Annotated in this window: 12 protein-coding genes and 1 pseudogene; 6 read left to right on the plus strand and 7 right to left on the minus strand. The window is 60.6% G+C overall.

What is annotated here, in order from left to right:
- Positions 1 to 181: 181 nt before the first annotated feature.
- On the minus strand, positions 182 to 772 hold the full coding sequence (gene wrbA / locus EPN31_RS14980) for an NAD(P)H:quinone oxidoreductase (protein ID WP_291774839.1): 591 nt from the start codon (positions 770 to 772) through the stop codon (positions 182 to 184).
- A gap of 165 nt (positions 773 to 937) precedes the next feature.
- Here wrbA and EPN31_RS14985 point away from each other — a divergent pair, with 165 nt between their 5' ends.
- On the plus strand, positions 938 to 1,879 hold the full coding sequence (locus tag EPN31_RS14985; RefSeq protein WP_291774842.1) for a LysR family transcriptional regulator: 942 nt from the start codon (positions 938 to 940) through the stop codon (positions 1,877 to 1,879).
- Positions 1,880 to 2,056: 177 nt separating this feature from the next.
- A complete protein-coding gene (gene merR, locus EPN31_RS14990; protein WP_291774845.1) occupies positions 2,057 to 2,464 on the plus strand; it encodes an Hg(II)-responsive transcriptional regulator in 408 nt (135 codons plus the stop codon).
- Positions 2,465 to 2,491: 27 nt separating this feature from the next.
- Here merR and EPN31_RS14995 read toward each other — a convergent pair whose 3' ends face one another.
- The 4 genes from EPN31_RS14995 to EPN31_RS15010 are packed head-to-tail and all read right to left on the minus strand — an operon-like array spanning position 2,492 to position 4,954.
- Complete coding sequence (locus EPN31_RS14995) at positions 2,492 to 2,989, minus strand: DoxX family protein (RefSeq protein ID WP_291774848.1); 498 nt, start codon at positions 2,987 to 2,989, stop codon at positions 2,492 to 2,494.
- Positions 2,986 to 3,783: a DNA-binding domain-containing protein gene (locus tag EPN31_RS15000; protein WP_291774851.1), complete on the minus strand. Its 798-nt coding sequence runs from the start codon at positions 3,781 to 3,783 to the stop codon at positions 2,986 to 2,988. Before EPN31_RS15000 ends, EPN31_RS14995 begins: the two co-directional genes overlap by 4 nt.
- Positions 3,758 to 4,621 (minus strand): DUF692 domain-containing protein, encoded by an 864-nt coding sequence (locus EPN31_RS15005; protein WP_291774854.1) that lies wholly within the window; start codon positions 4,619 to 4,621, stop codon positions 3,758 to 3,760. Before EPN31_RS15005 ends, EPN31_RS15000 begins: the two co-directional genes overlap by 26 nt.
- A gap of 12 nt (positions 4,622 to 4,633) precedes the next feature.
- Positions 4,634 to 4,954, minus strand: a complete 321-nt coding sequence (locus tag EPN31_RS15010; protein ID WP_291774856.1) for a DUF2282 domain-containing protein — start codon at positions 4,952 to 4,954, stop codon at positions 4,634 to 4,636.
- A 238-nt stretch (positions 4,955 to 5,192) separates the two neighbouring features.
- Here EPN31_RS15010 and merA point away from each other — a divergent pair.
- Positions 5,193 to 6,614, plus strand: a pseudogene (gene merA / locus EPN31_RS15015) (mercury(II) reductase); the annotation flags it as partial.
- 88 nt (positions 6,615 to 6,702) lie between these two features.
- Here merA and EPN31_RS15020 read toward each other — a convergent pair.
- Positions 6,703 to 9,579 carry an adenosylcobalamin-dependent ribonucleoside-diphosphate reductase gene (locus EPN31_RS15020; protein WP_291774859.1) on the minus strand — a complete coding sequence of 959 codons (2,877 nt, stop codon included), beginning with the start codon at positions 9,577 to 9,579 and terminating at the stop codon, positions 6,703 to 6,705.
- Between the two features lie 427 nt (positions 9,580 to 10,006).
- Here EPN31_RS15020 and EPN31_RS15025 point away from each other — a divergent pair, with 427 nt between their 5' ends.
- The 3 genes from EPN31_RS15025 to EPN31_RS15035 all read left to right on the plus strand — a co-directional run bounded on the left by EPN31_RS15025 (position 10,007) and on the right by EPN31_RS15035 (position 13,916).
- Positions 10,007 to 12,463, plus strand: a complete 2,457-nt coding sequence (locus tag EPN31_RS15025; protein ID WP_291774862.1) for a ribonucleoside-diphosphate reductase subunit alpha — start codon at positions 10,007 to 10,009, stop codon at positions 12,461 to 12,463.
- 65 nt (positions 12,464 to 12,528) lie between these two features.
- Entirely contained in the window at positions 12,529 to 13,644 is a 1,116-nt protein-coding gene (locus EPN31_RS15030) for a ribonucleotide-diphosphate reductase subunit beta (RefSeq protein WP_291774865.1), read from the plus strand.
- A 41-nt stretch (positions 13,645 to 13,685) separates the two neighbouring features.
- Positions 13,686 to 13,916: a glutaredoxin family protein gene (locus EPN31_RS15035; RefSeq protein WP_291774868.1), complete on the plus strand. Its 231-nt coding sequence runs from the start codon at positions 13,686 to 13,688 to the stop codon at positions 13,914 to 13,916.
- Positions 13,917 to 13,990: 74 nt separating this feature from the next.
- Here the strand turns inward: EPN31_RS15035 and EPN31_RS15040 are convergent, their stop codons facing one another.
- A complete protein-coding gene (locus EPN31_RS15040) occupies positions 13,991 to 14,455 on the minus strand; it encodes a carboxymuconolactone decarboxylase family protein (protein ID WP_291774870.1) in 465 nt (154 codons plus the stop codon).
- Positions 14,456 to 14,475 lie beyond the last annotated feature (20 nt).

The raw sequence follows: 14,475 nt of genomic DNA on the forward strand, positions 1-14,475 counted from the left end.
GGCGGGAAGGCTGACGATCAGAGCGAGCCAGGAGTCTGAAGTAGGGTTCATGGCGGAAGAATAAATCTCTGTCATGACTGCTGCAATGATGTAGAGATATCTACAAATTACCTAAGCGCGCTCACTCAAATAGCAGAACTCCCCCGGGCCTACGGCCCGCACTAACGTCCTTACGACGGGTTTATATCAGTTTCCCGGCAACCGTCACCAGTCTGCGGGCTTGATGGCGAATGGCCGCCAGGTGATCTTCGGTGAACTCCGTGCCATACGTATGCGAGTATCCGTAGGGATTACCGCCCGCCTTGTAGATTGACGGATCGGTATAGCCTGGGGCCACAACGATCCCGCCCCAGTGCATCACAGTCGCGTAGAACGACAGGATCGTGCCCTCCTGGCCACCGTGCGTATTCTGGGCCGAAGACATGGCCGACACAGCCTTGTTGGCGAAACCGCCCTTGGCCCAGAAGCCGCCCAGCGAATCGATGAAGGCCCGCATCTGGCTCGCCATCACGCCAAAACGCGTGGGCGCGGAAAACAGGTAGGCATTGGCCCACTCTATGTCGTCCACGTTTGCAACCGGCACATCAGCTGTGCGATCTGCCTGGGTCTTCCAGGCTTCGACACCGGCTACCACCTCGGCAGGCACCGTCTCAGCTACCTTCAGCAGACGCACTTCCGCGCCTGCGGCGCGCGCCGCTTCCGCAGCGACGCTCGCCATCTGATGATTGGTCCCGTAGGTCGAATAATAAATAACGGCAAGCCTGACACCCATGCTGAACTCCTCGATGGATTACATCAAAATTGAGAGCCGCCCCGACAGGCTCGTCGGCGGGCGGATGACGTTCTCATTCTATTGTCCCAAGACATCGCGATAAATAGCAGGTATGAACTATCATGGTTCCATAATTGGAACGATGCACAAAAATGCCTCGAACTCATGAAAGCCTTGGACCTCTACGCCAACGATCTGATCCTTTTTGCGCACATCGCCGAAACTGGCGGCTTCACCGCTGCTGCCGATCGCCTCGGCCTACCTAAGGCGACACTCTCGCGCCGCCTCTCCTCCCTCGAAAATGCGTTCGGTGAACGCCTGATGCAGCGCAGTACCCGGCGTCTGGTACTCACCGAGTTTGGCAAGCAGATGCTGGTCTACGCGCATCACCTGACCGACGAAAACCAGGAAGCAGCATCACTCGCACTGCACCGGCAAGCCTCGCCGCAAGGCACGCTGCGCGTCTCACTGCCACCTGAATTCCACGAGTTGTCGCTGGTGGAGATCCTGAGCAAATTCGCCGCGAGGTACCCTGACGTGCGCCTGGAACTGGATTTGTCTGCACGCCGTGTCGACCTTGTCGCAGAGCGCTTCGATCTCGCGGTACGCGTAGCAACGCACCTGCCCGACGATAGCTCCCTGGTGGCGCGACACATCGTGACTCTGCAAAACAGCCTCTATGCGAGCCCGGCCTACCTGAGTCGTCTCGGCATTCCGGCCAGTCCCGCAGACTTGCAGGGCCACGTGGGACTGGTGGTGGCCGGCAACAGCGGCGATCGCCAGTCCTGGCACCTGATACGCGGCGAGGAGCACTGGGATGGGCTGCCCGAACGGGTGGTGATGGCCAACTCGCTGGGGCTGCACGAGGCCCTGGCGATCGAAGGGATGGGCATCGTTGGACTGTCAGACCACTTTGCGCGGGGCCCGGTTGGCCGCGGTGCCCTGCGGCGCGTCTTGCCCGACTGGCAACTCCCCGCCTTGACGATCTGGTGTGTCACTCCTGGACGGCGCCTGCTGCCGCAACGTACCCTCGCCTTCATGGAAGTTCTGAACGAGGTGCTCAGACCCGAGGATCGCGAGGCATTGCATCGGCCCGTCCGCGCCTAAAGCGAGTGCCGGAAATACATACCGCACCCCATTGCTGATACGAGACTGTGCCGACTGAGGCGGCTTTGTCACCCAAACGGGTAAGCCGAGGCGAAAAATCTTTCACGATGCACTCTTTTTGGGTATCTGCTTGATGCTGTAACCTTGTTTCCGTAGTCAACTACGGGGTCAAGCGTCATGGGCCAAGGCTCGGAAAACCTTACCATCGGCACCTTCGCGAAGGCGGCCGGGGTCAATGTGGAAACGATCCGCTTTTATCAGCACAAGGGATTGCTGCCCACCCCGAAGCGACCGTACGGCGGCATCCGTCGCTACGGCAGCACGGATGTGGAGCGGGTAAAGTTCGTGAAGTCCGGCCAGCGATTAGGGTTCAGCCTTGACGAAATCGGGCAACTCCTGACATTGGAGGATGGCACCCACTGCAGCGAGGCGGCTGAGCTGGCCGCGCAGCGGCTGGCTGATGTACGTGCCAAACTGGCCGATCTGGCTCAAATCGAGGCGGCTCTATCCAGGCTGATCGGCGACTGTCACGCTATCCAGGGCGAGGTGTCGTGCCCGCTGATCGCTGCCCTGCAGCGACGCTGACTATGGCCGCGCCTGGAATCATCGGGTTCAAAAGTCCGAGCGCCGCACTCTCCTTACGATACCGTCAACCGACCATGTCCCGGCGCCCCAGGACATCACGGCCAGCAGCATCATCGCCCATACCTTGTGGTCCGCGAAGTCACCAAGGTTCACCAGTCCGATCCAGAAGCCGTGTGGCCACAGATCAGGGTACGAAATCACGGCGATCAGGTTGTATGCAAACAGGAACAACGCTGTGAGGCGGCTCGCAATCCCCAAGCCTAACAGCCATGGAGCAATCAGCTCGATCCAGGTGCCCAGAACTGCGGCGATCCCTGGGGTCAGGACAGGCACATGATAGAGGTTCTCGAACAGTACCCTGGTGCCCTCCGGGTCGGCAAATTTCACGACACCGGCTCGCCAGAACGCATCCGCTACCCAGAGGCGCATCAGGAGCAGCGCCATTGGGCCTATCCATCGGCCAAGCCATTGCGCGAGCCGTGCATGACAGCCATTCATGGCGACGATCAATGTGGCGGATTTCATGGTGACGACGCTCCTTTGACTGAATGAGGGAGTACCCGTGCGATCAGATGGCGCTGGATGAGCCCGCTTATGCACCCGGGGGCATCGAACTCGGCATCGAGAGTCGTGGCGGCCGCACTTGCTTCATCAAGCGGCGTGCCGGCAGCCAGAGCGTCCAAAAAGGCCAGCGTCGCCGAATCGACAGACGCCATTGCAACTTCCCCGCCTTCGCGCCAGAGCAGGACGTTTTCGCCTTCGTCGCCCAAGGCGAGGTTTCCATCAGGGGACAGGGCGAAACGCCAGATCGTGAGTACCTGGTGGCGGCTGACCAGCCACCGAACGCAGGTACGCAGGCGAACCCGCAATGCTTCACCGGCGTCGCCCAGGCAGGTTACGAAATCGTCGAATTCGAGAGCTTGCTCGTCGGCCGCAAGGACCGCTTCCTGACGTAACCATTCCAACCGCGCAACATCGGCCAGGTACGCGAGCGTTCGGCCAGGCGGAATCGTCGCCAGATAATCAGCAAAATGCGCGCCGAACGCCTGGAGATTACCGGCATGCGAGGGATACTGCCGCCGATAGCGTCGTGCTGCCTGGTCGAACCAATCCTGTCCGACCAATGCCATCACGGCCGGATAGCTCGTACGCAATGCAGCCGTCTGGATTTCATTGCAGCTGCGGCGGTAGATGCGCAAGCGTGCCTCGGGCGCAAGGCCGTTGCCAGCAATCGACGCCAGGGGACCCGGCGCAGCCGCGTCGTACAACGCAGCCAGGAATGCCTTCTGACATTCAAGCAAGGAGGACTTGGTATCCATCGAGTATCTCCTGCGCATGCGCGGCCTCTTCCATCAACACTTCAAGCGCCGGGATGTCGGTATCCCACTCGATCAGTGTCGGTACCCGACCAAACAGTCCGACGGCCTCGGAGTACAGGTCCCATACAGGATCAGCCACGCGCCGACTGTGCGAATCAATCAGGATGGGTACCGCCAGATCGTCCTTGCGTGTAAAACCCGCCAAGTGGATTTCACGGATAGCCGGTCGTGGCAATGCCCGCAGGTAGACGTGCGGGTCGAAGCCATGATTGACGCTGTTCACGTAGATATTGTTGACGTCGCACAGCAGGCCACAGCCGCTGCGCTTGACGGTTTCCGAGACGAACTCCCACTCGGAATAGTCGCCGCCAGTGAAGGTCAGGTATGTCGAAACGTTCTCGATGAGGATTTCGCGCTTGAGCGCGTCCTGTACTTGGCCGATATGCGACACCGCACACCGAAGCGCCTCATCCGTCAGCGGCAGCGGCAGCAGATCATTGCTGTGCTGGCCCCCGGCAGCACTCCAGCACAGGTGTTCCGACACCAGTTCAGGCTCGTAACGATCCACGAGCTCCCGAACCCGTTGCAGGTGCGCTGTGTCCAGCTCGTCGACAGAGCCTAGCGACAATCCGACGCCATGCAGGCTCAAGGGATAGTTCGCCCGAATGCGCACCATGGCCTCCTGAAATGGCCCGCCAGCGGCGAACAGGTTCTCGGTGTGTGTCTCCAGCCATGCCAGCGGTGGTCGTTCCTGCAGGACGCGCGCGACATGAGGGGCTCGCAGCCCTATGCCGGCCGCAACCGGCATAAGGTTCACCGTTGGGGTGAAAGCGGGCATTGCGGGAACCCGTCAGGATGCCTTGGGACTGCCACCGATTTTCCCGCAGACCCCCGCGGGCATCAGCACGAATGACGCCGGATCGTGGGCCTTCGCATCCTGTCCCGCACAAGAGTGGCCAGGCGACTGGCAATTATTCTTGTATGCTGCGTTCACACCAAAGCATTTCGCGTAGTGATCCTCCTTCATCATCTTCATGGTCTTTTGCTGTGCCGCCTTCATCATCTCAGGCGTCACTTTCATAGGCTGGGCCATGGCCAGGCCAGTGGCTGCCGTAGCACCCAGTGCTGCGGCACAAAGCAGCGTAGATCTCAGTAGATGCGAACCGTTCATTGACCGTCTCCAAAAGATATCAGGAAAGCCCTGATGTTTGTAAAGAGGGGGGCACCCTGGAAAAGGGTTCGCTGATCTTGACCAGGGAGGAAAAAACCATCACGCATCCACGGGCGAGTCGAATACATGGCCCTTGACCCCGTAGTCCACTACGGAGATAAGGTGACCGACTTGAGGAAACATACGAAAGGCGAATGTCATGGACGATGTCATCTGCAATGATCGATCCGGGGTTGCCCACGCTGATGGCGAGTCGGGATGCCCGCCGCTGCACATCGCCGTGATTGGCAGCGGCGGTGCCGCCATGGCGGCGGCGCTGAAGGCAGCCGAACTCGGCGCGCGGGTGACACTGATTGAAAGCGGCGTGATCGGTGGCACCTGTGTAAATACGGGGTGCGTGCCATCCAAGATCATGATCCGCGCTGCGGAAATCGCTCATTTGCGTGCTCACAGCCCGTTCGACGAGGGTGTGAGCGCGGTGGCACCAACCATCCTCCGGGGGCCGCTGCTGGTCCAGCAGCAGGCCAGAGTCGAGGAACTACGCTACGCCAAATACCAGAGCGTGCTGGACGGGAACCCGTCCATCACGGTGCTGCGTGGTGAAGCGAGCTTCGAGGACAGTCACACACTCCATGTGCGCGTGCTGACGGGGCCCGCGCACAGAGTCGCATTCGACCGCTGTCTGATCGCGACCGGTGCGAGCCCTGCCATCGCGCCGGTTCCCGGCTTGAAAGACACGCCATACTGGACCTCCACAGACGCACTGGCGAGTGACGCGATTCCTGGACGCCTGGCTGTAGTCGGGGCGTCGGTGGTAGCCGTCGAGCTCGCGCAGGCCTTTGCACGCCTTGGCAGTCAGGTCACTATGCTGGCGCGGCACACATTGCTTTCCCGCGAAGATCCGGCAATTGGCGAAGCAGTCGCTGATGTCTTCCGCACCGAAGGAATCAAGGTGCTGGAGCATACGCAGGCCAGCCGGATCGATTATCGGGAAGGCGAGTTTGTGCTGACGACGGCACACAGCGAGTTGCGGGCCGACAGACTGCTGGTCGCGACCGGCCGCAGACCGAACACGGGTGATCTCAACCTGGGGGTCGCAGGGGTGACGATGGACCCACAGGGTGCCATCGTTGTGGACGAAAACCTTCGTACCAGTGCGCCCCACATCTATGCCGCGGGGGACTGCACGGGTCAGCCACAGTTCGTCTATGTTGCTGCCGCCGCGGGGACCCGCGCAGCGATCAACATGACCGGTGGCAATGCGACGCTGGATCTCACGACGATGCCGACGGTAGTGTTCACCGACCCGCAGGTCGCCACTGTGGGGCTCTCTGAGTCCGAGGCGCGTGATGCCGGTATTGAGGCGGACAGCCGTGTGCTTGCCTTGGATAATGTGCCGCGCGCCATCGCCAATTTCGACCCGCGGGGATTCATCAAGCTGGTCATCGAGAAAGGAACGCGCCGGCTGATCGGCGCACAGGCTGTGGCGCCTTCCGCGGGCGACCTGATCCAGTCGGCCGCACTGGCCATTCGTGCCCGGATGACGGTAGAAGAGCTGGCCGATCAGCTGTTCCCCTACCTCACGATGGTGGAGGGGCTGAAACTGGCGGCGCAGACCTTCACAAAGGACGTAACGCAGCTCTCCTGTTGCGCGGGGTAGGACGACGATACCCATGCCAGTTCAACGAATCGGAAGGGATCCTCCTGCCGACCCGATGAACTGGCGCTGGGTACCGCCTCGTCCGTTTTCACCCGCAGGATCCTTGATAGCCGCAATTCGTGCAGAACTGGCACCCATCTTTCCTGATGACGCGGTGCAGGTGGCATTCCGGGCACTCGGCGCCTTCCATGGCCGGCACGGCAGTCGCCTGGGTGGATTCCGAGGCGGCCGCAAGCGCCGTCTCGGCCTGCACGACGCCCATCTGTTCCACGGGTTCGCCCTGCTCGTCCAGGATCCCGAGCATGGCATAGCGGTGAATCAGCAGTCTGGCGATATAGGCCTCTGTCGACGGAAACGCGCCGGACTTGTCACTGCCGGGGATCCGGGCCAGAAAGTCGCCCTGTGGCTCGGCGTAGTTCATGAGCTTGCGCAGTTTCATGGCGATCCAGGCCGGATCGACGATGCGCATGTCCAGACTGAGGAGCTTGAACAGGCCCTCGAAGGCGCGTGGGAACTTCCCGGCCCCCCAGACGGAGTACGGACGTGTGGAGCCATCGGGCATCCGCAGTTCCTTGACCATGAGAACGAAATCGTCGCCAGTTACCGGGTTGAGGACGTCGCAGATCCAGCCCATGGTGCCGTCAGTGCCCGTCTTGGGCTCTCGTGGCGCGATCAGCGCCTCCATCATGGCCGAGTGGGCATCGCTGGTGGCAGCGATGCCCAGGGTACGATGGCGAAACGCCACCAGACGCGCCATGGCCGCGACGGTCGACGGCATCCACAGCGGTTCGCCCGTTTCAGGATCGGTGATCTGGAACTCAACCCCGCCGTTGGTGCTCGCCAGCACCTGCAGCTTGCGGTTGAGCCACGGGAAATCATCCGTGTACATGTCCAGGCTGAGCATCTTGGCCACGGATCCGAGGCCGCGCGGCGGGCGCGCACCGTTGATCCAGATCTCAAACGGCCGATTCTGCAAGTCGGAGACGAAGACCACGAAGCTCCCGTCGGGCGTCTCGATGGCATCCGACGCCCAGCAGGAGGCGCCTCTCGGCAAGCGCGGGCGGTTGGGCCAGCGCAGACTGTTGAGCACCGGCTCGATGGTGCGTTTGAGCACCAGGCGACGGTCGGCTTCCGACAGCGAGATCGCCTCTGGTTGCGAAGGTTTGTCTCCCTGTGCCGGTGTGACGGACAGGACGGCGCCCCGCTTGCCGCTGGGCCGGTAGGTCGTGATCCCCTTCAGTCCGAGCTTCCAGGCCTGCATGTACAGGTCCTTGAAATCCTCGTAGGGATAGTTCACCGCCACATTCACGGTCTTGGAGATGGCTGCGTCGACGTGGTCCTTGACGGCGGCCACCATCAGCGCGTGGTCACGCGCGGAGATCTCCAGGGCCGTGCGAAAGAATGGCGGGAGCGCGCCCGAGACATCGCCGCCCATCAGCCGATACAGGCGGTAGGCATGGTCCTCGACCGGATAGTCTTGGCGGCTGCCGTCTGCCATGCGCTTGGTGCGCGTGTAGGTCCAGGAGAACGGTGGCTCGATGCCGTTGGAGGCGTTGTCGGCGAAGGCCAGCGAAATGGTGCCCGTGGGGGCAATCGAGGTCAGGTGGCTGTTGCGGATGCCGTGTTCGGCGATGCCAGCGCGGATGTCTTCCGGCAGGCGCCGGGAGAAGCCGCTCTTCAGGTATTCTTCGGCCTTGAATCCCGGGAATGCACCGCGCTCGCGGGCGAGTTCGATGGAGGCGCGATAGGCCGCATAGGCGACTTCGCGGGCAAACCGCGAAGCCATGGCGCGCGCTTCATCACTGTCATAGGCCAGCTCCAGCATGATGAGGGCATCACCCAGACCAGTGACGCCCAAGCCCACCCGACGTTTCAGGGCAGCCTCTGCCGCCTGTTCTGGCAGCGGCCAAACCGTGGCGTCCAGGACGTTGTCCAGCATGCGGATCGCGATGGCGGTGACTTCGGCCAGCCCCTTCCAGTCCACTTCAGGTTCGTCCTGCAGGCCGAACGGGTTGCGCACGAAACGCGTCAGGTCGATGGATCCCAGGCAGCAGCAGCCATATCCCGGCAGGGGCTGTTCGCCGCACGGGTTGGTGGCCTCCAGAGTCTCCATGTAGCGGAGGTTGTTCTCGCGATTGATCTGGTCGTGAAACAGGACTCCTGGCTCGGCATAGTCGTAGGTCGACCGCATGATCTGATCCCAGAGCTCTCGCGCGCGGATCTTTCGGTACACCCATAGCCCGTCTTCGCGCTGCCGGGCACCGGCCGCCTGCAGGTCCTTCGAGGGTTCCGCCCGGTGCGTCAGTGGAAACTCGGCGTCGTCCGCGACGGCCTGCATGAACTCATCGGTCACGCTCACGGAAACGTTGAAGTTGGTCAGTTCGCCTGGCGTCTGCTTGGCTTGGACGAATGTCTCGATGTCAGGGTGCGTGACCGACAGGACGGCCATCTGGGCGCCGCGCCGCGCACCCGCCGATTCGACGGTTTCGCACGAACGGTCGAATACGCGCATGTAAGAGACGGGTCCTGAAGCCTTGGATGCCGTGCCTCTGACCATGGCGCCCGCTGGGCGGATGTGACTGAAGTTGTAGCCCACCCCTCCCCCTCTGCGCATGGTTTCGGCCGCTTTCTGCAGGGCGTCATAAATACCGGGCCTGCCGTCCACTGTGCTGGATACGGAATCCCCGACGGGCTGGACGAAGCAGTTGATCAGCGTTGCTTCCAGATCGGTGCCAGCTGCCGAATTGATCCGCCCTGCCGGAATGAAGCCACGGCGCTGGGCGTCCAGAAAGAGGGCCTCGAAATGGGCGCGTTTGCGCGCAGGCTCGACGGCGGCCAGCGCGTGGGCTACTCGGCGCTGGATCTCGCCGATGGTGGTTTCCGCTCCCTTTGCGTATTTTTCCTGCAGGACTTCGATGGAGATGGACTGTGGCTCCAGCCCTGCGATGACGTCTGCTCGCTTCATGAAAATTCCTGTATGAAAGAGATGACATACAACCGATAGTGGTCGTTGCCTAATATTCCACTACCTATTGTATGTCCATGGCTGACTAATGGATGGTGGATGAGGCTTTTTGTTGTTTCGGGACACGTTCGTGTCGTCAGACCCGCCAACCGCCAACGCAGAGCGCGCGGGTGGGGTCCAAACAGTGCTTCCCGAAGACGATTTTATCCCCTTGAAAGGGCCTGAAGCCAGACGTTTACGGCCCTTTTTCTTGAAACAAGCGAATCCTTTACGACACAATCTATTGTGTCTACAATCACTCGCTGACACTAGATGTAGTTGAAACACCCCACGTCAGTGTCTGATTGCCCCTGCGCCTGGCAGCCCCGTCCCGCACTGCGGACGGTGGGATCCAGGCCATGCGAATTCGACAACCAGAGGATGGATCATGATTAAGAATATCGTCAAGCGGGACGGCAGGATCGAACCCTATATTCCCAGCAAGCTCAATGGCTGGGGCCGGTGGGCGGCCGCCAATCTGGGCCATATGGTTGACTGGAGCAGCATCGTCATTCAGTCCGTGAGCTCCATGCCGGATACCGTGGCCACCGCCGATCTGCAGGAAAAGCTCATTCAAAACTGCCTGGACAAGGGCACCTGGTCCTACTACCTGATGGCCGGTCGCCTTTACGCCTCGCATTTGCACAAGATCATCCATGGCGCGTCCATCCCGACCGTCCGCGCCCTGCACGACCGCATGGTGGCCGACCATGTGATGGTCCGTATGGATTACGACGATGACGACTATGCCCAGGTCGAGTCTTTCATCAACCACGAACTGGATTACGATACGCCGCATTTTTCGCTGCACTACATCCGCAAAAAGTACAGCCTGCAGAACCGCGCGACCGGCCAGGAATACGAAACCCAGCAGTTTGTCTACATGCGCATGGCCATGGCGTTGGCCGAAACGGAGCCTCGGGACCGGCGGATCGATCTGGTGCGGCGTTTCTACACCGAGTTCTCCGCCAAGCGCATGTCGGCGCCTACACCCAACTACGTGAATCTGGGGACGACGCTGCGCGGCTTCGCGTCGTGCTGCGTCTATGTCGTGGACGACAATGAGGCTTCGCTCGCGGTGGGCGACCACATTGCCTACCGTATGACGGCGGCCTCGGCGGGCATCGGCAGCCACCTGATCACCCGCAGCAAGGGCAATCCGGTTCGGGGCGGTCTGATCCAGCACCAAGGAAAACTCCCCTATCTGGCTTCGCTAGGCAAGGCGGTTCACGCCAATATGCAGGCCGGACGCGGGGGCGCCTGCACGACTTATTATTCCGGGTTCGATCCCGAAGCCGAGATCATCGCTTACCTGCGCAATCCGCGCAGCACCGAAGACCGCAAGAACCGCGACCTGCACTACGCGCTGGTCACGAACAAATTCTTTGCCGAGAAAGTAGCTCGAAACGAATCGGCTTTCTCCTTCAATGTGTGGACGGCGCCGGAACTGACCCGGCTTTTCTTCAGCCCCGACATCGAGGCATTCAGGCGGGAATACCTGCGTCTCGAATCTGATTCTTCTTTCAAGAAGGAATACTTCAAGCCGCGCGATCTGATCCTCACGTCACTGAACGAGGCGCTGGAGACCGGGGTGGCCTATCTCGCGAACGTTGACGAGATGAACCGCCATACGCCCTTCAAGGAGCCCATTCACTCCAGCAATCTGTGTCTGGAAATCAGCGAGCCGAATCGCCCCTACGAGGACATGCGCGACCTGTATTCGGACCATGAAGTCGGCTTCATCACGGTCCGGTATGACGACGACCGTCAGCAGACCTTCAATTTCAACGAGCCGCTCACGGTAGCGGCGGTCGATTCGACGGTGCCGCATACTGTCTTCGCCGGGGAACTGAAAGCGGGCGACGTGATCGTGGCTGACGAAGGTGGTGGCCGGGTGCAGGGCATCACCCAGGCCCATGAGGAACCCGAAATCGCGCTTTGCTCGCTGGGTGCGATCGCCTACGACGCCATCGGGGAGCACGACGACGAAGCGTACCAGGAGGCCATGTACCTGACGCTGAAAATGATCGACTACTGCATCGAGAATTCGCACTATGTGCTGCCGCACGTCGCGGTGACCGCCAAGGCCCGAATGAATGCCGGGGTAGGTCTCATGGGTGTCGCCACTCACATGGCCCGGAAGGGCCTGCGCTACGACACCCAGGAAGGCCGGGAAGAGCTGCATCGCATCGCCGAGCGCCACATGTATCACGCCATCCGTGCGTCGCTGCGGATCTCCAGGGAACGGGGCGTCGCGCGCTGGATGCACAAAACCCGCTGGCCGGATGGCTGGCTGCCCATCGATACCTACAACCGCAACGTAGACGAGCTGGGCAACTTCGAATACCAGTACGACTGGGAAGCCCTGCGCGCCGAGATTGTCCAGAACGGCGGTATCGGACACTCCTGCCTGGTCGCCTACATGCCCGGCGAATCGTCCTCGAAGGCGTTGGGCAAGCCAAATTCCATCTATCCGGTCCGGGACACGACGCTGAACAAGACCGACGGCTCCGTCACCATCCGCTGGGCGGCTCCTGGCAGCGATGACCAGGCGCTTCACTATCAGTCCGCGTGGGATGTGTCGGAGGTCGACATGATCAAGGCTTACGCCGTGTTCCAGAAGTTCACGGATCAGGGGATTTCCGCAGACCTGTGGCGGCGGATCAAGGACGACGATAAGGTCTCCAGCAGCGAACTGCTCACGCACTACTTCACCATGGTGAAGTACGGCATGAAGACCCGCTACTACTACAACTCGAACGTCGCTTCCGACCGATCGCTGGAAAACGCCGGCAGTATCAACGGCGGCGTCGACAAGGTCGAGTGCGAAGCCTGCACGATGTGATTTTCACGGGCTGCGGCCGGGAACCGCCGCAGCTCCCTTCCCGCTTGCCACGAGTATCACTCCAAATGAACGCCTCTCTTCCAACCAAGATCTTCAACACCGAAAAGACCGACTACGCTTTCCCCGAGATCATCCTGGGTCAGGATCTGGGGCTGTTCGACACCATCAACAAGTTCTACCCCGAAATCTGGAAGCTCTACAAGACGCTGAAGAACCAAGACTGGGATGAGAACGAGTTCGACTATTCCAGCTGCAACGTGCAGTTCAAGACCTGTGACCGGCACACCTATGACATGATGGTAAAGACGCTGGCCTGGCAGTGGGAAGCGGACAGCGTGGCGTCGCGCTCGCTGGCAGCCGTGCTGGCGCCGGTCTGCACCAGCTCCGAGGCTTGGTCGGGCTGGGTGGAAATCACCAAGAACGAGATCGTGCACGCGGCGACCTATTCCGAGATCGTCCGCAACAGCTTCGACAACCCGGACGACATCCTGACCGAGATCCTGTCGGTCAAGGAAGCCATCAGCCGCTTGCGGGTCGTCAGCGAAGTTTTCAACCATGCCTCTGAAATCAGCTACGACTATGCACGGGGGCAGCGCGCCAACGACCAGGACACCTACGATGCAATTTACCTGTTCATCGTTGCCATGCTGTGCATGGAACGCGTCCAGTTCCTGGCGTCGTTCGCCGTAACCTTCGGCATCTGTGACGGAACGGGCCTGTTCCAGCCGATTGGCAAGGCTATCCAGAAGATCGCACAGGACGAATTCGAGGTCCATGTGCAATACGGCAAGGAAGTGCTGCGCGCCATGTTCAAGACCGAGCGCGGACGTACGGCGTTCGAGCGGAATCGCGAAAAGATCGTTCAGATTCTCAATGAGGTCAACGCGGGCGAAGTCGAATGGACGAATTACGCCTTTTCGGAAGGGCGCGAACTGACTGGCGTGACTTGCGACATGATGAAGGACTGGGTCCATTTCAGTTCCACAGACGTAGCCCGGTTCTTCGGCGTCGAGAAAGACGTCGCCTTCCCCATCATCGAGGAAAACCCGCTGAAGTACATGGAGAACTGGCTGAACATGAGCAAGGTCCAGGCGTCCAACCAGGAAGAGGACACCGCTCAGTACAAGGTCGGCGTCATGAAACGTGACGACGAGAACGAAGTCTTCGTCGTGGATTTCTAGCAGAACCGTTTTTCGTAGCAACCAACCTCAAGGACACTTTTATGCCAGTGACCGTCTATTCGAAGCCCAACTGCCCCCAATGTGAACTGACCAAGCGGGACATGGATATTCTTGGCATCGAGTATCAGACTATCGACATCACGCAGCATCAGGACGAACTGCAGCGCCTGACAGCGCTCGGCTACCGTAGCGCCCCAGTGGTGGAAACCGAGCATGGCATCTGGTCAGGGTATGACCAGGACAAAATCAAGGGCCTGGTTTCCTATTCCTGACGGCCGCGTTCGATAAAAACAGCGGGCCGGTCTCCGTTCAGGGAGACCGGCCCGCCGTCGCAAGAGCGCCAGGATCAGGCCTTCTTTGCCGGAGGCAGTTCCAGATGGACCGTGATTGCCATGCGGTTCCAGGCGTTGATCGTGCAGATTCCCATCAGGAGCTGAACCGTTTCCTGTTCGCTGAATGCGGCCCGGACCTTTTGCCAGGTCGCCTCGGTCACACCGTGTTCGCCGATGCGGGTGACTTCCTCAGTGAACGCCAGGGCGGCCTGTTCACGAGCCGAATACAGGCTGGGCGCTTCGTGCCATCCGGACAGAACGTCGAGCTGGCGCTGATCCACACCAGCCGCCCGGGCCTCGTGGCCGTGCATGTCCAGACAGTAGGCGCAGCCGTTGATCTGCGAGGCCCTGAATTTGATCAGGCCGATCAGACCTTCTCCGAGAGAGCCCGAATGGACGTACTTCTCGAGCGCCATCATGGGTTTGTAGGCCTCAGGATCCACTTTATGGATGTCAAGCCGCTGGGCAATCGTCATCATGCAACTCCTTTTCAGCTTTA

The sequence above is a fragment of the Castellaniella sp. genome (assembly GCF_004321985.1).
Taxonomy (GTDB): Bacteria; Pseudomonadota; Gammaproteobacteria; order Burkholderiales; family Burkholderiaceae_B; genus Castellaniella.